Source organism: Endoryza foliicola, from assembly GCF_050589245.1.
In the GTDB taxonomy this organism is placed as follows: domain Bacteria; phylum Bacteroidota; class Bacteroidia; order Chitinophagales; family Chitinophagaceae; genus Endoryza; species Endoryza foliicola.
Window position 1 is genome coordinate 1 of record NZ_JBOBEW010000005.1, and the last position, 18,514, is coordinate 18,514.

General features: G+C 37.8%; 17 protein-coding genes. 8 read left to right on the forward strand and 9 right to left on the reverse strand.

The genetic code is table 11. From position 1 onward, the window contains the following. A partial coding sequence (locus ACQ2HE_RS12290; RefSeq protein WP_430902453.1) for a hypothetical protein occupies positions 1-265 on the forward strand: 265 nt, incomplete at its 5' end. Positions 266-459: 194 nt separating this feature from the next. Here the strand turns inward: ACQ2HE_RS12290 and ACQ2HE_RS12295 are convergent. The 3 genes from ACQ2HE_RS12295 to ACQ2HE_RS12305 form a co-directional block, all read right to left on the reverse strand. Then, positions 460-900, reverse strand: a complete 441-nt coding sequence (locus ACQ2HE_RS12295) for a DUF6896 domain-containing protein (protein WP_430901905.1) — start codon at positions 898-900, stop codon at positions 460-462. Positions 901-1,054: 154 nt separating this feature from the next. Further along, positions 1,055-1,618 carry a hypothetical protein gene (locus ACQ2HE_RS12300; RefSeq protein ID WP_430901907.1) on the reverse strand — a complete coding sequence of 188 codons (564 nt, stop codon included), beginning with the start codon at positions 1,616-1,618 and terminating at the stop codon, positions 1,055-1,057. Position 1,619: 1 nt separating this feature from the next. After that, positions 1,620-2,768, reverse strand: coding sequence for a hypothetical protein (locus ACQ2HE_RS12305; RefSeq protein ID WP_430902454.1), 1,149 nt, complete (start codon positions 2,766-2,768; stop codon positions 1,620-1,622). An 879-nt stretch (positions 2,769-3,647) separates the two neighbouring features. On the opposite strand from ACQ2HE_RS12305, the gene ACQ2HE_RS12310 reads away from it, so the two are divergent. The 3 genes from ACQ2HE_RS12310 to ACQ2HE_RS12320 all read left to right on the forward strand — a co-directional run bounded on the left by ACQ2HE_RS12310 (position 3,648) and on the right by ACQ2HE_RS12320 (position 6,091). Then, entirely contained in the window at positions 3,648-4,595 is a 948-nt protein-coding gene (locus tag ACQ2HE_RS12310; protein ID WP_430901890.1) for a glycosyltransferase family 2 protein, read from the forward strand. Continuing rightward, the gene (locus ACQ2HE_RS12315; protein ID WP_430901892.1) at positions 4,592-5,599 is read left to right on the forward strand and encodes a glycosyltransferase family 2 protein; all 1,008 of its coding nucleotides are present in this window, start codon (positions 4,592-4,594) and stop codon (positions 5,597-5,599) included. The genes ACQ2HE_RS12310 and ACQ2HE_RS12315 overlap by 4 nt, the downstream gene beginning before the upstream one ends. Before the next feature lie 63 nt (positions 5,600-5,662). After that, the gene (locus ACQ2HE_RS12320; RefSeq protein ID WP_430902455.1) at positions 5,663-6,091 is read left to right on the forward strand and encodes a ligand-binding sensor domain-containing protein; all 429 of its coding nucleotides are present in this window, start codon (positions 5,663-5,665) and stop codon (positions 6,089-6,091) included. Here the strand turns inward: ACQ2HE_RS12320 and ACQ2HE_RS12325 are convergent. Next, positions 6,021-7,195 (reverse strand): IS3 family transposase gene (locus tag ACQ2HE_RS12325; protein WP_430902456.1). Its coding sequence is split into 2 segments (ribosomal slippage): positions 6,021-6,934 and positions 6,934-7,195, totalling 1,176 coding nucleotides; the frame shifts between segments, so codons are not numbered across the junction. The genes ACQ2HE_RS12320 and ACQ2HE_RS12325 overlap by 71 nt on opposite strands. Before the next feature lie 177 nt (positions 7,196-7,372). Here ACQ2HE_RS12325 and ACQ2HE_RS12330 point away from each other — a divergent pair. Both ACQ2HE_RS12330 and ACQ2HE_RS12335 read left to right on the forward strand, forming a co-directional pair. Then, complete coding sequence (locus ACQ2HE_RS12330) at positions 7,373-9,781, forward strand: sensor histidine kinase (protein WP_430896506.1); 2,409 nt, start codon at positions 7,373-7,375, stop codon at positions 9,779-9,781. A 4-nt stretch (positions 9,782-9,785) separates the two neighbouring features. Further along, entirely contained in the window at positions 9,786-10,538 is a 753-nt protein-coding gene (locus tag ACQ2HE_RS12335; RefSeq protein WP_430896504.1) for a LytR/AlgR family response regulator transcription factor, read from the forward strand. Positions 10,539-10,710: 172 nt separating this feature from the next. Here the strand turns inward: ACQ2HE_RS12335 and ACQ2HE_RS12340 are convergent, their stop codons facing one another. The 3 genes from ACQ2HE_RS12340 to ACQ2HE_RS12350 are packed head-to-tail and all read right to left on the reverse strand — an operon-like array spanning position 10,711 to position 15,386. Further along, positions 10,711-11,841: a glycosyltransferase family 4 protein gene (locus tag ACQ2HE_RS12340; RefSeq protein WP_430896502.1), complete on the reverse strand. Its 1,131-nt coding sequence runs from the start codon at positions 11,839-11,841 to the stop codon at positions 10,711-10,713. Beyond that, positions 11,841-12,869, reverse strand: a complete 1,029-nt coding sequence (locus ACQ2HE_RS12345; RefSeq protein ID WP_430896500.1) for a class I SAM-dependent methyltransferase — start codon at positions 12,867-12,869, stop codon at positions 11,841-11,843. The genes ACQ2HE_RS12340 and ACQ2HE_RS12345 overlap by 1 nt, the downstream gene beginning before the upstream one ends. Positions 12,870-12,878: 9 nt before the next feature. Then, entirely contained in the window at positions 12,879-15,386 is a 2,508-nt protein-coding gene (locus ACQ2HE_RS12350; protein WP_430896498.1) for a YfhO family protein, read from the reverse strand. A 56-nt stretch (positions 15,387-15,442) separates the two neighbouring features. Here ACQ2HE_RS12350 and ACQ2HE_RS12355 point away from each other — a divergent pair, with 56 nt between their 5' ends. Next, positions 15,443-15,724 (forward strand): hypothetical protein, encoded by a 282-nt coding sequence (locus ACQ2HE_RS12355; RefSeq protein WP_430896496.1) that lies wholly within the window; start codon positions 15,443-15,445, stop codon positions 15,722-15,724. Further along, entirely contained in the window at positions 15,721-16,497 is a 777-nt protein-coding gene (locus ACQ2HE_RS12360; RefSeq protein WP_430896494.1) for a queuosine precursor transporter, read from the forward strand. The genes ACQ2HE_RS12355 and ACQ2HE_RS12360 overlap by 4 nt, the downstream gene beginning before the upstream one ends. Here the strand turns inward: ACQ2HE_RS12360 and ACQ2HE_RS12365 are convergent. Both ACQ2HE_RS12365 and ACQ2HE_RS12370 read right to left on the reverse strand, forming a co-directional pair. Next, a complete protein-coding gene (locus ACQ2HE_RS12365) occupies positions 16,494-17,204 on the reverse strand; it encodes a PrsW family intramembrane metalloprotease (protein WP_430896492.1) in 711 nt (236 codons plus the stop codon). The two genes, ACQ2HE_RS12360 and ACQ2HE_RS12365, sit on opposite strands and share 4 nt — an antisense overlap. A gap of 58 nt (positions 17,205-17,262) precedes the next feature. Further along, entirely contained in the window at positions 17,263-18,495 is a 1,233-nt protein-coding gene (locus tag ACQ2HE_RS12370) for an NADP-dependent isocitrate dehydrogenase (RefSeq protein ID WP_430896490.1), read from the reverse strand. Positions 18,496-18,514: the final 19 nt, after the last annotated feature.

An 18,514-nucleotide genomic window follows, 5' to 3' on the forward strand; every position in this document is an offset into this window, starting at 1 on the left:
TGATGAGGAGCAAGATATGTATTGCAAGTATGATACATTTATTTTTAACTTTGGAGAGAATTTTGACAGTTGGGCAATAACATCCGTTTTTAGTGGCAAAGCTTGCAAATTTCTCTGGCTGAAAAACCCGAAGATAGACAATGAAATTCTTAATAATATACAATGTTTTGATGTTCCTTATACAGATGTACAAGAAGTTTACCGGCAGTTTTGTAAGTTGATTCCAAACAAATATTGGCCAACATCAATTAAAAAACTTGACTAGAATTAGAATAACAATAGATTTTTAAGCTTCGTAATTAGTCTTTAAACTAATTGAATCAATTTGGTTTGCTAGAATTATTAGGAGGCTAGTAGATATCAATCAAAATTGACTCAGTTTAATTTATACATCCAATGCACTAAAACCGTATGAATTAAAAAGCTAAAGTAGATACTTTCAGCCCTTCAATTATACATCTATTTATTGAAGGAGCTTATCCATACCTCATTTACGTTAAAATCTGAGCTATTTTTGGTTTGCCTTTTTGTAAAAATCCCAATCGATTCAAAATGTTCTAATATACAGTCATTCATATTGGAGTATTTTTTTTCAGGAAATTGGACCATATATGTCTCTAAAAAAACATCCCAACTAAGTGGCGTAATTATTATTTTGTTTTCAGAGGCCGCATCGACTTTGAATATTATTTTAACTTTGTTCCACAATAAGGTACAACCTCTTCCATGATAGCGATATTCAATAAATTCATTATCTATTTTGAGTGATCCATTTTTGGGAAACTTTTTGCCGGCCAAGTTATAAGGAATATCATCTAATTTGTACTTTTCAACCAAGCTTGCCTCAAATATTTTTATATAGCTCACATAAATATGCAGCAAAGAAATAAGTCTATCCATATCAATGTTCTGTTTCAAGTGCTTTATTGAAATTACCCTGAATTATATCGTCCATTTTGTCTTTGAAGGTTTTCAATAGAGCATGGCAACAATACCTCTTTTACAATTAAACAACTTCATCTCCTTGGCAACCATTCAATCCAATTTTAAATGATTATTTAGGAAACTCTAGTAACTTCCAAATAAAACCACCATTATGTTCAAAATCAGGTCCTAAAATCCTGACCGGAATCTTTTTATAGTAGATAACAGAACCTGAATTCCATTTAGCTTTCAAATCAACAAAATAATACTGAACAAATCTTAAACAATTATGCCTTCTAAATCTGATTTCATCTGGCTTTATAAGTTGAATTCCCTTATTATACACAGACTGATAATCATAAACAAAGTAGTTTAGATAAAAATCTGAGCGCGAGTTTGACACAATCGAATCTCCTATTACACGAAATGTTTCTATCGTATCATTTCTAATAATTTTAATATCTTGAATTTTTCCAAACTCGGAAAAATCCACAACTACCTGATAGATTTTTTTGTCTCTTTTACCGTTCTTTTTTTTAACAGAATACACGTTGTACTTTAACTGCCCGGATTCTAACTCATATCTCTTTTGATTTTTTTCTAGAGAGACATTCAGATAGCCATTTTGTTGTGAAAAACAAATGTCACTAAATAGAAGTAAAAAAATGATTAAAGAAAAAATATAAGTCTTCATTTTAATTGTTTTTGGGTATCCAAAAGCCTTTCATTCCTCTCCTAAATGCTCGATAAGACACCCCTTTGTGCTCCTTAATCGTGCCGTTTTCTAAGGTAGTATAGTCTACTGTTCTCTCAGCTTTATTTCTTTTAAACTTTAATAAAACAATGTAATGTATACCTACATTCAGTTCTATGCCTTTTCCAACTTCGACTCTTTCTTTGCTGCCTTGAGGACTATTAGGATCAATGCCTGATTGTGTAATAATCTCATTATCAAAGATAATTGGAGTATAGTTAGACTCCACCGCCTCTTCTAATTTCTTAAGAATTCCATTCCCTTGACCACGATAAATTCTTTGGTTTTCAACCGACATTCCTAACCTATTAAACATATCGTCAATTTCCCATGGCAATGTTCCTGCATTTTTTTGAGTATAGTTAGAAATCAGGTTCTGTCCACTGGCTGAACGATCATTTTCAGAAGCTCTTAAACTATACATTACAATTAAATCAATTGCAAAATTTGTAGTTAAGCCTGTACCATGGTAGTTTGATTGGGTTATTGTCCCAATACTCATATCTATATCAGAAATCCATATTGGTAAGACTAATCCATTTTTTAAAGAACCTTCACGATCAGATTTTCCTGTTGTAACAAGATCCCAAACCATTGTAGCATATCCCATTGGATTATTAATTGCAGCTGCACCTAATGCAGCTAATGGTCCACAATACCAGCCAACTTGATTACATGAACTAATAGTCTTTTGATCATGAACTAAATTCATCATCTTCTCGAGCTGATTGAGCACTTCCGTTCGTGATAAATTACTAACAAGTGTTTTATCATTACCTGTTGAAACTATTTCACTCCGCCAATCATTAATCATTCTTTTTGCTAATTCAAACATTTTTGGCTCAGCCCTTTCTTTACCTTCTAATTCTATAAATCGAATTGGGCTATTCTCAGAAAAAGCATACGGACTATTCCACGGAAAACTCTTTGCGATCGGATCAACACTAAAAAATCTCCCAAGCCGAGGATCTTCTGCGCGAAAATCAAAAATAATTGCGCCGTCGAAAAGATCAATATCTATTTCTTGGTTTTGGAAACCAAAGCGATATGACAAACTACTTGACAGATACTTTCTTTCCGGCATCAACATCCCGAACGGAGGCTACTTTCTAACTCAAAGAGCTACCCTAATATACACTGCTTTTTTGACATAGTAAGCAAGTTTATAATTAAAATAATTATTAATGAAAATTCTAATTGATTCAGAATGATTAACAAGTAAAAGTTAATTTTTGACTTACGATACCTATTAAAGAGTATCTTTTTCCTTTTTTTTGAAATTAAAATGATGTAGCCGTCTATTTAATTGCATAGAATACACTGAAAATTAGGATTATGCGGTGTACGCTTTTTTTCAAAGCAATCTACAATGTAAATGCTTAGTGGGTGGATATTACAGACTTAAGCTCTTGTAAGTTAAAGAATTAATACTAATGTCGAATCCATTCAAGAGAAAGGTTGACTTTCTTTCGATCAAATAGCAATGTTTTAAGGGATAAATGTGCTTCACTTAATATATTAAAAAATAAAAGCATGCGAATTGATCATGTTTAGTCTATCTTTATTGCAATTAGAAATATACTTTTGTAATTATTTTAATTACATATCATCAAACTGATCATTTTAAAGCTTTTATTGGTCATTAACTGGTATTAGTTGGTATTGTACTAAGGGTGATTTTAACATAGCAGGGATTGTTATTTTCCCAGTTCTGTAAGCGTTCTGACTTTATCATAAAGGATTGTTGAGGCTTGCTTTAGTCAGATTGGATCTTTTCTCTCCTTAGTAATTTAGATCTGAAAAATGATCTGGCAAGTTCAAATTAATGAATAGGATGAGATTAATGATCAATATGTTAAATCAAATCGGTATTCTTTTTTGCCATAGTGTATTCGTAAAGAACTTAAATTATAAATGAAAAATTGGTTGTTTTAGAATGGCTTTCCAATAAGAACAATAAAAACTAGGTATGGATTTTGCAAAAAACGTTTTTATTTCTATTTGTATTCCTGCATATAAAAGAGTAGAGTATTTGGAACGTCTACTAGCGTCTATTTCTATTCAGGAATATCGAGATTTTGAAGTAGTAGTATCCGATGACAGCCCTGACAACTCTGTTCAGGAACTTTGTGCAGAGTTTTCGACACAGTTTCCTATTAAGCTGCTTAAAAACGAAAAAGCCTTGGGTACACCTGAAAACTGGAATCATGCAATTAGGCACGCAAGTGGAGAATGGATAAAATTGATGCATGATGACGACTGGTTTTCAACCCCAACTAGCTTGAGAGAATTTGCCAATGCTGCACAGGGAAATCCGGGAGCCATTATTTTTTCCAGCTATAAAAACATATTTCTGGATGAAAATAGAGAAGAAGAAGTGGTGCCCCCAACCAATCGACTTAGATGGGTGCAGCTTGAGCCTGCTACCTTGTTTTCTTCCAATTGTATTGGCCCTCCTAGCGTAATCATGCATCCGGCCTCGTTAGCGATCGAGTATGACCGAACCATTAAATGGGTGGTAGATATCGACTTTTATGTTCGCGCTCTTGAAGGTAGAAAATTAAAACATATTGAATCCTCTCTGATTAATGTAGGAATGAGTCAAGAACAAGTAACAGTTTCTTGTGTACATAATCCAAATGTTGAGATCCCCGAGAATTTCTACATGCTTTCAAAAATTGGGTTCAAAAAAATGGAGAATTGGCTTGTGTACGATGCTTTTTGGCGATTGATTCGAAATTTGAATATAAGATCATTGAGAGAAATTGAACTTACGGGCTATACACAGAGAATACCTGCATCAATCGAGAAAATGATATTGTGGCAAAACAAAATCCCGAGAAGGTTATTACGAATCGGGTTATTGTCTAAAGTGTTTATGTTTTTGAATTTTTTAATGTATCGAAAGCACCAGTGAAAACCCTCTCCATTATATTCGTTAACTACAAAACAGCCGATTTATTAATCGATTGTCTTCACTCCATTTTTCAGTTCAAGAAAACCTGGGAATTGGATATAATTGTTGTTGACAATGATAGTAAGGACGGTGGTAAAGAGCGCGTTCTTACGCTTTTCCCCTTTGTACGTTGGTTTGAAACAGGGTACAATGCCGGGTTTGCCAGAGCGAACAATCTAGGAATAAAGCATGCAAATGGTGAGATCGTTTTGTTGCTTAATACGGATACCATAGTTCACGAAGATGCGGTACAACGCTCAGCTACTCGGTTGTCAGAGTTAGAAGCAGCGGCTGTTGGAGTTCAATTGTTGAACCCTGACGGAAGTCCACAGATATCGGGCAATTATTTCATGACAGGAAGCTTGAACAACTTGCTTCCCTTGCCTTTTTTAGGGCCGCTGCTTCGATGGATGGCATTTCAATTTAAAGTTAAAAAGACGAATATACCGGAAGCAGTTTCGGAAGTAGAAGTTGACTGGATCAATGGGGCCTTTCTGATGGTTACTAGAAAAGCTATTGAGCAAGTTGGACCTTTAGATGAAGACTTTTTTCTTTATGCAGAAGAGGCAGAATGGTGTTCTAGGCTTAGAAAAGCCGGGAAACTGATTGTGTTAGGAGAATTAAACGTAACTCATTTACAAGGTGCTTCCGCCATTGCTACAGTGGGATTGGATGCAAAAGGATACCAGCAGATAACCGGAAAAAAAGGTGGACAAATGATTCTCTCCAATCTTGTTAGAATTAGAAAGCAATACGGCTTGCTCTGGTACTTTTTTCATGTTCTGATATTATTCGGAGAGATTCCTATTTTATTTATAGGAGGTATTCTCGAGTCAATTCTTAAGTTCAATAGATTTAGACAAAGGTTTGGATTTGCCTGTCAATATGCTAAAACAATTGCACTCTTGACTCCATTTTTACTTAAATTGTTTGCAAACAAACCAACCTTTTATAAAGTGATGTAAGCTTTGTATTACAAGAAAATTCATATCATCTATTTCGGTCTTTTGTTCTGTTTTCTGAGTATCATGAGTAAAGCTTACTCTCAGGAGTACAGTTTTACGAATTTAACTTCTAAGAATGGCCTAGCGGGTAATCAGGTATACGCTATGGCGCAGGATTCTTCGGGTTTTATTTGGTTTGGAACAGAATCGGGTTTGAGCAGATTTGATGGATCCAAATTTGTTAATTATACTTCGAAAGATGGTCTTCCCGATAATGAAGTTCTTGCTTTGTTCGTGGATTCTAAAAACCGTTTGTGGATCAGCTATTTTAAGAATGCGATTGCTTATTACAGTAAAGGAAAGTTTTATACCGGTTCCAATGATTCTGTTTTAAGAAAATTAGTGCTAAGGGAAAGTGTAGGCTCCCCCTTTTTAGTACCATTTAAAAGTAGACTGTTTCATTCATTGGTTTCTGTTTTAAAGCCTCTGGGGCGTAGTGGAGCGAAGGCGTAGCCGAAGCGGAACGGAGCCCCAGAGGGCGGCCCATTTGCTCCCTGTAGACTCTGGGTGGTAGGCCTCCCAAGGCATCGTGAGGGCGATTGTTATTGTAATCCTCCATCCATTCTGCTGTCACTTCACGTACTTCATCCAGTTTATCGAACAGGTAGGCGTCTAGCACGCACTCACGGTAGGTTTTATTGAACCTTTCGATATAGGCATTTTGCATTGGCTTGCCGGGCTGTATGTATTTAAATTCAATACCGTTTGCTTCACTCCAGCTTTGAGCCAGTTTCGCTACAAATTCGGGCCCATTGTCCATTCTGATTTTTTGAGGTTTGCCATAGCGGTTGATTAAATGCTTTAGCACCCATATTACCCTGCTGCTTTTCAATGAATAATCGGTTTCAATAAACAACACTTCTCGGTTGTAGTCATCAATTACATTAAACGATCTGAACTTGGTACCATTACTCAACGCATCACTCATAAAGTCGATACTCCATGTATTAGTGAACGCTTCTGGTACTGCTAGTGGCTCTTTAACACGCGCTGGAAGCCGTTTCTTTACCTTGCGACGCAGTGACATGCCTAATTGCTTATAAACCCTGTGCAACCTTTTATGATTTACAATTTCACCGGTATTGCGGATGCGGCCATAGCATTTCCAAAAGCCTTCTAGTGGATTCTTAACTGCCAATTCTTGCAGATAAACACTAATGGCTCGATCGTCTTTTACCGATGTATACACTAAACTACTTCTGCTTGTTTTTAATAACCGACACGCCTTGCCGATGTCTTTTGGACGTTCCTCGCGGAGTTCGCTTATGATCCTCCGTTTATCGCAAGGCTTTAGAGCTTTTTTTCAATCAGATATTTTGCTACATCTAATTCCATGGCCAAATTAGCATACATCTTTTTCAAGCGCGCATTTTCCTCTTCTAGCTCTTTGATTCGCTTGAGTTCTGTAGCTTCCATACCGCCGTAGCGCTGGCGCCATTTGTATAAAGTTGCCTTGCTAATACCATGGTCTCGGCTGAGATCTTCAGCACTCTTTCCATGGTCAAATTCTTTCAAAATGTTCGCAATTTGCGTAGGACTAAATTGACTCTTTTTCATACTTTACGTTTTTAAAGTTAACGCTTTTGTCTACTTTCAAAACGTACTATTTTTGGGGGAGCCTACAAAAGTGTGAATTCTTTTACAGAAGATTCGAATGGGAATATCTATGTATTAGATAATTCAGAATTGAATGTAATATCAAATAATACCGTTGTTACTTACTCGAAAGAGAGTTTGGGTAAAGAGATTTTTGGTGCCGTAGGTAGGAGAAAGAGTGGTGGAGTATGGTTGGGGTATGGCGATGTACTGTATTCTTTAAAGAGTCAAAAGCTAAAACCAGAAAAGAGGTTTTCTTATCCTTCATTTCATTCTGCTTATTCTTCTGTAACTGAAAATGTGCTGGTTTGGAGAAATGAACTCTATAGTCAAACTATTTTTGTTTCTGAAACTAAGAATTTTAAGATTCCTTTTGATTTGAAAGTGTTGAAAACACTTATCGTAAAAGACAGTATCGTAGCAATTTGTAAACGCGACGGGGTCTATTTGTACGATCTAATGGATTCCACGAAAAATAAGCATTTACTGCAAAATCAGTTGATATCTTACGCGTTTATTGATAATGAAAACAATTGGTGGTTTTCGACTCTTGGCAAAGGTGTTTTTAAATTGAATTCTCAGGATTTTTTAAACTACCGAATTCCGCTTAATAGAGAACGGAATTTAAGTGTAACGGCAATTGAGGCGCTTAATAGTACACTAATCTTAGGAACGGATCTTGGGTATCTTTATAAATATCAATTAAGCGATCAGCAGAAAATCGAGTTTAAAAAAGAAGCTGAGAGTGTTATTGAAGTTCAACAACCGGTTAGTAAGATAGTTAAACTCCGCGATGGCAATTATTTAATCGGAACACCGTCAGCGGTTTTTGTTTATGACTCTCTTTTGAATTGTGGTATTTTGAAAGCTTTTGTTGTTGTTAAAGATATCTATGAAGACGAAACAGGTGAATTGCTTTTGGCTACAAGTGCAAACGTAATATCTTTGAAACGACCCAGCTTGATTACGCAAGACACAATCTGGCCAAGCAGAGCCACTGCGATAACAAAAATCAGCAACAGTTACTATATTGGAACTTTAAATGGGCTGCGTAAGGCAACTTATTATTCCGGTAGGTATAAAGAAGATAAGATTAACATTATATCTGACCGTATTTCCAGTTTGAAAAAGGATAGATATGGTGGACTTTGGATTGCTACTCTAGGAAATGGCGTTTTCTATATTAAGAACGACTCTATTATAAAGCATTTTGATACTAAAAATGGTTTAATAAGCAATATCTGCCGAAGCCTTGCAATCGACGAAAGTTCACTATGGATTACTACCGATAAAGGCGTCTCAGAAGTTAATTTAAACGATAAAGACCGAATGGTTTCGTTTGCCGAGTCCAATGGTTTAGCCTCCGAGGAGATCAGCAGTATCACCACTTTCCCAAATCTGAATTTGGTTGCAGCAGGGTCATCTGAGGGGTTCACTGTATTTCGAAATCAGGCTTTTAGTTCGAACTCAAAATGTGTGATGCGAATAATCACATTTCGAGCAAACGATTCTTTGTTGAATTGGTCTGATAGTGTGCGCGTATCATTATCTAATCAATTCAATAATGTGGAATTTGAATATACTGGGATTTCTTTTACTGCTCTCGGAGATGTTAAATACTTCTATCGGCTTATGGGGTTTGATTCTGTATGGAAAGTGACAGATCAAACTGTATTGAACTATACACAGCTACCTTCCGGGAATTATGAGTTTCAAATTAGGGCCCAGAACCGTTTTGGTATAATCAGTGAAACAATCAGTTTGCCATTTTTGATTAGTAAAGGGTTTTGGGAACTCAGTATTGTTCGATTTCTACTCTTGGCTTTATCGGTTTTCTTTATCTATCTAATTGTTCGCTGGAGACTTAACATTCAAGCTAGAAAGAATGCAGAAGTAATGATGGTTCAAAATAAGATCACTGAACTAGAACAACAAGTGTTGAGAACACAAATGAACCCGCATTTTATTTATAATAGTTTGAATTCTATTCAGCAATATGTTATTGATAAAGATGTTATAGGGGCAAATCAATATATTTCTTCGTTCTCTAAGTTGCTCAGAAAAACCTTAGACTTAACCTCTAAAACAAAGATTTCTCTCTACGATGAGCTTTCTTTTCTGGAAAATTATTTGAATTTGGAACGAATGAAGTTTGAAGATGATTTTAAAGTGATTACAAGTGGATTTGACGAACCAGTGCTAAAAGATGTTTGGGTGCCCCCTCTGATTCTACAACCTTTTGCAGAGAACGCAATCAGACATGGGGTGCGCAATAGAAACGATAAGTTAGGTAGGGTTGAAGTTCATGTTAAAAGAGTAAAAGGAGAACTTCAAGTTGTTATCCAAGATAATGGTATTGGGATGAATGCTTCAAGAAGTATTAATGAAACGAAGCAAATGCACCAGTCGAAAGGATTGCTCTTGTCTTTAGACAGGATAAATAATTTTGAGGAGTATTCTAATAAGATCAAGATACATATTGAAGATGCAGATAGTGAAGATAAAATGTATCCAGGTGTACGAATTATATTGTCTGTTTTAATTTAAGGTAATGTCTGATTTTTTAAAAATTGTATTAGTAGACGACGAACCAAAGAATGTTCGTGTGATGCAGGAACTCCTCAGCAATTACTGTGATGGTATTGAAATTGTTGGCACTGCTAATTCGATACAACAAGCTCAGGTTGTTATCCAGTCCACGAATCCGAATCTTGTGTTTCTCGATATTGAAATGCCTTTCGGTAATGCTTTCCAGCTCCTAGAAAAATACAAAAGTCGCGGGTTTGAAGTAGTGTTTATTACTGCTTTTGATGAGTATGCGCTCAAAGCATTTAAGTTTGAGGCAGTAGATTATTTGCTAAAACCCGTTTCTATAATTGAATTGAGGCAAACGCTTGAAAAAGTAAGAAAGAGAATACACTTAAAGCAACTGGATCAAGCTTCAATTGACTCTGAGTCAAAAAGTAAGTCACAACAAGAAATAATAAGTATAAGCAATTCAAAAGGTGGGATCGATATCATACCGCTATCTACTATTAGTAAGATCGAAGCATCAGGAGGTTACTCCGTTATCTATACAACTGATTCTAAAAAGCACCTTAGTAACAAGTCTATAAAGGAGTTTGAAGATAGTTTAGATAGTGAACTGTTCTTTCGGATACATCATTCTTACATTATAAATCGTGCTTGGATTAAAAAATATATAAATGGGAGAGGAGGATTTGTGGAGTGTGTAGATGGAACACAATTAGAAGTTGCAGCTCGAAGAAAGAAAGACTTTTTAACGTGGTTGTCGCCAATTTAAGCTCTTTAGCCTAGTTCTGATAATCAATGTATTGTAGTAGTTGATACACGGTTGATCAACGTTTTTACACACTTGGGGAAGCTTATTTCTTCGATGTACCCAACCGCCCTAATTTCACCTCAGAAATTATTCCTACTTTTTTTACCATTTCCTTTTTGAGTGAATCCCGCATTTAACCGTGCGGGATTGTGCTTATTATGCCTACCACTTTCTTCGCGATGTGACCCCAATAATAGTGTTCATAAAATGAGGCCGGTGTGGTGCCAGTTTCAGGCAAGCTGTTAACAGTTGTTGTCGCAAATAGAGTCCAATTTCCATCTTCTAGTTTTACCAATTGATCTCCGCATACTTCCGCTTCTATTCCCATAGCCCCCAATTGCGTGGAAATTACTTTACAGCCATAGGCAATCGCTTCGATGGCTTTTGTTTTTACCCCTCCACCGGTCATTATTGGATTTAAAAAGATATCTGCTGCTTTGAAGTATTCGGAAATATCATCTACAAAACCGGGATACACAATATTGCTATTCGCATATCCTTTTAATTCTTGGTATCGATCGGGTAAACCCTTTCCGCATATTAAAATTTTATACGGGATCCCGGCTTTTTCCAAAACCGGATTTATTTTTTCCAGTATAACATCCAACGCTTCATAGTTCGAGTTTTGATACAGGGCTCCATTGAAAAGCAGGATTCGATCTTGTTCATCAAATCCATGTCTATGCGCAATGGTCTTTTTGAATTCTTGTTTGCTATTCGGTGCAGCTGCAATTTCTATCCCATAAGTAATGGTATGCGTTTTTTCAGATTTCAACCCAAAGCTATTTACGGCATACGTTCGATCGTCATCGGAAATAAAGAAAACAGTGTCTGCTTGCCTGTACACCCACTTTTCGTACCACTTTAATGCAGGCCACCACTTTCTACCAATCGATCGAGAACGTTGGTATTCGATATTATGAGAATGTACGATCCATTTTGCATTTGTTGCCATCCGCAGCATCCATGCCAACCATCCATAATAGGGGTGTTCAATTATGAAATGTTGAGCTCCTGATTCTTTCAGTAGCTTTTTTACTTTAAAGAAAAGAAACAAATTCCCGTAGCGAGTTCGGCTATTAGGAAATACACGAAGAAATTGATACGTCTTTGCGAGAGTGGTATCATTCCCTTCCGTTCCAATTGCTGTGAGTTCCGCCTCTTGTCCCAAGTATTCATTAAACAAAGCAATGCCCTTTTCTCCGCCCATTTTTGCCGGCAACACCGTGTAAGGAACAATGCTGAATATTTTTACTTTGCTCATTACTTCTCTTTTTTGGGGATTGCTTCTATATAAATAAAAGGTGCCAAATGAGTAGCAAATACAGGTACAATTCCTTGTAAAGCGTTCATTGCTTTTCCCAATAGTCGTTTCAATACCGAGCGGTAATGTGTATCCCAAAAACCCGCTGCAAATAGAACTTGATAGCGTTGAGGAATGAACGTTCTGTATTCGCTGAATGGGATGATGTGTTCAGCCCAAACTCCGTATTCAGGATCGCAGGTATTGGTGCGGTGTATTGAAGGATCGGGAACTGTTTTATTCTGAATAAAAGCTTCTACCGAACTCTTAATATCTGTATAGCTCATGCCACGCGTAGCAACAGCTAAGTGTGACCAAACACCTTCCGATAATTGAGGGAACTGATCTTGTATGAATTTTTTTCTCAATGCCAGATAGGCAGGTTCCCATTTCTTATGCCATCGTGCATGCTTCCAACGACTGGCCGGATTGTTGAAATTGGCAGTAGTGGAAGAGATGATGATCGCATCCGGAGCTCTTTTGTCAATTAGTTCAAAAAAAGATTTTAAACTGTAAATATGCTCAACCACATTTCTTGATAAAATAACATCAACCTTAATTTGATGTTGATCTAAATAATCCAACGTAGTATCAATATCACCAACAACATAGTGATCTACTTGCACGCCTATAGCTTCTGCAATCAATTGAGCACTTTTTTTCCAATCCTCCAAATGATCATTATAAACAACTTTACACCCGATCATTTTTGCTAAACTATAAAGGGTTCCAACACCCGCGCCATAGTCCATTACACAGAGTTCTTCAGGTTTTTTTCCTGAGTGCTGCAGCGCTCTATTTAGCAAATGAGCGCTTGTTTGTATGGAAAAGAACAATCTAGTGAAATGGCTTCCTTTGAAGTATATTAAACAGGCCTCCGGCATACCGAGTTGGTCTACCTGCAAACGGGTAAGCTTTTCATAAAGTAAGCCGGCCTTTTCATTGATTAGCCGGCTTACTTCAGTTGTTGGATTTATAAAGTGGTCCATTTTTTTGTTCTATACGGTTGCTTTTTTTGCATCTTTCCATTCAAAAAAGAGGCAAATCAAAATCAAAATCCAAGATACAATTCCCAAAATCAAACTCAATAGGTCTCCTTTTTTAACACTGTCGGGCTCGAATTTGAATTCAATGGTGTGATTTCCTGCCGGTAAGGAAAGCCCTCTAAAGGCATAGTCAACCCGTGCAATGGGTGTCTCTTTTCCATCTACATAAGCTTTCCAACCGTATGGGTAATAGATTTCACTGAACACCGCAAACTGTGGAGCCGCACTTACACTCGTATATTTTATATAATCGTTTTTGTTTTCAACAAAACTGATTTTGGCAGTGGAATCGAATTGAGGAGTACCTGTAATTTTTGATTTCTCCCTTACATCAACATATACGGTATCCAATGGCTTAATTGAATCCAAGGAACGCATTTCTTCATCGGCATTGTTCACATATTTGATGTTTTTTACCAACCATGCAGCTCCAATATTGTCGGGGTTTGTAATGGCCACCGGTATATTATCACTTGGATTGTTGATGATGAAATACTTTGTGTTTAGCATATTGAACAACTGCATATTGCCCTTCCCAATTTGCTCAGAAATCAAATCTTGGTACAATCCCAGTTTTGCCGGATGGTAACCTCCTACAGAGTTATGGTGGTAAGCACTTCTACTATCGTCAGAGAAGTCATTCTCCCTGTCGAATACACGGTAGTAGCCGGTATCTTGTTTTATTTGCATGTCGGCTCTGTTAGGAGTGAATTTCGACAAGAATTCATCTTCCGGTACATATCTGGCATTGTTCAAATAGCGTAAATCAACTTGTATCAGATCAATAAAACTTACTACTGATAGAATGATCACTGCGGTTGTGGCAGCTAGTTTTTTGCGAATGGTGGCATAAATTAAACCTCCACCAATTACAAAAAAGAACAACATTCTTAACAAGTCTTTTCCAAACAATGCCTTACGATCTTCCGATAAACCATTGAACAAATCGCTGGCAATGGCGGTCACTTGCGCTCTTGCTTGTTCGTTTTGACCTTGAGTGAGCGCTTCCACCATCATTTTCTTACCTTCCACGTCGTTTTCCGAGCGATAGTCACTGGTGAAATACATAGCACAAATAATAAGCGCAAAACCTGCAACAGCAATAGCTGCCGGCTTCAAACGCTTCATTAATTCTCCTTCTTTCCAGTCTTCATAAATTAATGCTTGCAAAGCCAATCCCGCTAACACAGAGAACGTCAGTTGTGGAATTACCATCGCAATACTTGGAGCACGAAATTTATTATAGTAGGGTAAATGATCGAATAGGAAATAGTTAATACTGCTTACATGATAGCCCCAAGCGAGTACCAACCCGAATAGGGTGGCGGCTACCAACCATCCTAAATGCCAAGAACGGACTACAAACAAACCAATCAAGAACAACATCACTACGATCGCCCCAAAATAAACAGGGCCTGAAGTGCCGGAACGTTGTGGTCCCCAATAAGAGGAAAGAAATTGATAGAAATACTGTTGAGCATTCTGAGGTAATCCCGATTCTTGCAAAACACTGATTGCTTTTGATTGGTCGCCCAATTCACCAGGGCCACTGCTGCCGCCCTTCAATTCAGGAAGTGCAATGGTGAGCGTTTCATCAATGCCATAACTCCAACGAAACGCGTACTCTTTGTCGAGTCCACCTTTGGTTTTATCGTCTTTGGGTTTGTTAATGGTGAGTTCAGATCTTCCGCCTCTCATGGTTTCTTTGGCATACTCGTTCATGGGAATGAGCATGATGGCATAAGAGCCTGCGCTGATACCCGCCGCTACCAAACCATAAGCAGCAGTTTTTCCCAAAGCCACAAATTGCTTTTCCTTGATTGCTTTGATTGCAAATGCGATAGCCGCAATGGCGATGGTGATAAGGGTATAATAAACAATTTGGATGTGATTTTGATAGAAGAGGAGCGTACTAAATACTAAGGTAGTGATGAAGCCCCAACGGTATTTCCCTTGTGTTAGTAAGATGAACCCTGCTAATACAGCCGGTGCATATCCCATTGAAGAGAACTTCGTTGTATGGCCTACTGCCACTAATATGGCATTGTAAGAGGCAAAGGAATAAGCCAAGGCTGCAAAAACGGCTACCCAGGGTTTCATCTTTAGTACATTTCCTAAAATGTAGAAACAAAGGCAGCTCAAAAAGAACAAACTTGCCGGTGAAGCGAGTCCTAACTTGAACACGAAATCTAACCAAGCAATGCCAAAATTGTATTTGCTTTCAAATGCTACTTGATAAGCAGGCATACCACTGAACAAGCTATTGGTCCAATACGGAAAATGACCGTATTTCTCTTTGAACTCGAAGGATTGTTGCGCCATCCCTTTCCAACCCAATACGTCGTGTTGATTTACCACCATTCCCTTGAATGCCGGCAAACAATAGAACATGGCAATCACAAAGAAAATCGCAATCGCAATCACATGTGGCTGAGATTTCTGCCAAAGATTTTTCATCATAAATCAATAATAATTAAATAGATGGGCAAAATAATGCAATTTTACAGCACAAGGGTATGAGAAACCTATTATTTTTCTTCAGACTGACCGTAATTGTTAATGGCTGCTTCATCCTAAGCGCCTTGCATGAGTACTTTCATTGGACCTTTATTCGCGACATTACTCCCACCTTTCTCGTTTTGGGGCTGGGCATCGGTGTCTTTTTAAACGCCGCCGCAAACATTATAAGCGCCGTTTTGTTGTTGAGTCGATATTCTCAAAAGAACTTGATTCCCAAATGGATGATATTCTTTAACTTTCTGGTTCTCATTGCTCAACTAATCTATTTGTTTTCATGATTCATAATATTATCAAAGACAAGCCAACCCGTTTGTTCATCATTTTGGGAGGGTTTTTTATTGCCAATGCCTTGATCGCTGAAATTATTGGAGTGAAGCTTTTTTCGCTGGAACAAACAGTTGGAATTACTCCCGCTAATTTCACTTTACTGGGTGAGTCGGGACTAGGTTTTACCCTTACTGTTGGGGTGCTTCCTTGGCCGGTAGTGTTTATTATGACAGATATTATAAATGAGTACTACGGTGTAAAAGGGGTGCGCTTTCTTTCAATCATAACTGCCTGTCTCATAGCTTTTGCCTTTCTAGTATTCTATCTCGCTATTCACACTCATCCCGATGATTTCTGGAAAGGTTCTCAAGCCAAAAATGGGGTTCCTGATATGCAGGCTGCGTATACTCAAATTTTAGGACAAGGCATGAATATCATTGTCGCTTCTTTAACTGCCTTCCTAATAGGTCAATTAACTGATGCCTTGGTTTTCAAAAAAATCAAATTGATAACAGGAGAGAAGTCTATTTGGATGAGAGCAACCGTCTCTACTTTGTTTAGCCAATTGGTGGATACCGTTGTGGTGAGCTATATGTATTTGTATTTCTCACTTCATTTTTCCTTTGCCCGCGTAACAGCTATAGCTATTACAGGCTATTCCTACAAGTTCATAGTAGCCATCTTGTGCACCCCGTTAATTTATCTCGTTCATATTTTTATTGAGAAATATCTGGGCAAAGACACAGCGGCTAAAATGAAGGAAGCAGCTTTGAAATCGTCTTAATCAATTTGCAAGTGCGTTTCTTTTAGTCTCCTGCCTTCTCGGATGCTGCGGAGCGATACACGTATTGCTATAAAGTATGATAATAAAGCGCCCAATACTAGCAATCCTTCTGAAACATATCGAGTAACTTCTTTACTTTCTAATAGGAACAAGAAGTAATCGTAACATCCGTGAAATAGTATGGCCAATAGCAAACCTTTCAAAAAGTGTTGTAGTGGTTGGGTTGAGAATTTTGCTAAGCCAATATGAAATCCCATGATCACTCCAAAACTGGCATGTGCGGGAACAGAGAGGAACATGCGAAGAATAGCCGTTGCAAATCCATGTTGCATCACATATCCAATGTTTTCAACGGTCGCAAATCCCATACTTACAATTACCGAATAAACAATTCCATCAAAGGGTTCGTTGAATGCGGGTTTTCGAAAGGCAAAATAGCGAACCATAATAAATTTTGATAGCTCCTCACTAAAAGCCACCATGGCAAAGGCCTGAAAAGCATAGTAACTCCAACTTTTTTCGGCAAATAAGCCATCAAATTTTTCCGGAACAACTATTTGAAAGAGAAGTGGGGGAATAACACTCAGCGCACCTAAAAAAAAGGAGGCGAGTAAATAGCGCCAAGGTTCTTTATCATAACTGTCCTTAAAGTATATGAACAGCACGATCGCGATTCCTGGTGCAATAGCCAATCCAAGTAGTAGCATTACTAAAAATAAAAAATCCCGGTCAAAGACCGGGATTAAATTATGGGAAAAACAGGAATTACAATCCCATTTTAGCTTTCAAATTGGTATCAATTGCATCCAAGAACTCCTCGGTATACAAGAAATGTTCACCGTGGTTTACTTTATTGCCGTGGATACAAACAGCCAAGTCTTTGGTCATTTTTCCTGACTCAACGGTTTCGATACAAACAGCTTCCAATGCATCACAGAATTTGATCAATTCTTGGTTGCCGTCTAATTTACCGCGGAATGCCAAACCTCTGGTCCATGCGAAAATTGACGCGATTGGGTTGGTAGAAGTTGGTTTTCCTTTTTGATGATCGCGGTAGTGACGAGTAACTGTTCCGTGAGCCGCTTCAGCTTCCATGGTTTTTCCATCAGGAGTAACCAATACTGATGTCATCAATCCCAATGATCCAAAACCTTGAGCAACGGTATCACTTTGAACGTCGCCATCATAATTCTTACAAGCCCAAACGAACTTACCGTTCCATTTTAAAGCACTGGCAACCATGTCATCGATCAAACGATGCTCGTAAGTAATGCCGGCGGCTTCGTAGGCAGCTTTGAATTCATTTTGATAGATCTCTTCAAAAATATCTTTGAATCGACCATCGTATTTTTTGAGGATCGTGTTTTTGGTACTCATGTACAAAGGCCATCCTTTTTGCAAAGCCATGTTGAAACAGCTTCTTGCAAAACCTCTAATACTTTCTTCAGTATTGTACATGCTCAATGCAACACCGGCGCCTTTGAATTGAAATACTTCGTGCTCAATCACCTGACCGTCTTCCCCTTCAAATTTGATGGTTAATTTTCCTTTTCCAGGAACCACAAAGTCTGTAGCGCGGTATTGGTCTCCAAAAGCGTGACGGCCAACGATGATTGGGCTATCCCAATTCGTAACCAAGCGGGGAATATTCTGAATTACGATGGGCTCACGGAAAACAGTTCCATCTAAAATATTGCGGATGGTTCCATTCGGACTCTTCCACATTTGCTTCAAATTGAACTCTTTTACACGGGCTTCATCGGGAGTAATGGTAGCACATTTGATACCTACTCCATATTGCTTAATTGCGTTCGCAGCGTCTACGGTAACTTGGTCATTGGTTTGATCGCGGTATTCTACCCCCAAATCGTAGTATTTGATATCCAATTCCAAATAGGGGAGAATCAGCTTGTCTTTGATAAATTTCCAGATAATTCTGGTCATTTCATCGCCATCCAGTTCTACTACCGGATTGGCAACTTTGATTTTGTTTGCCATGTGTTTGCGGGTTTATCAA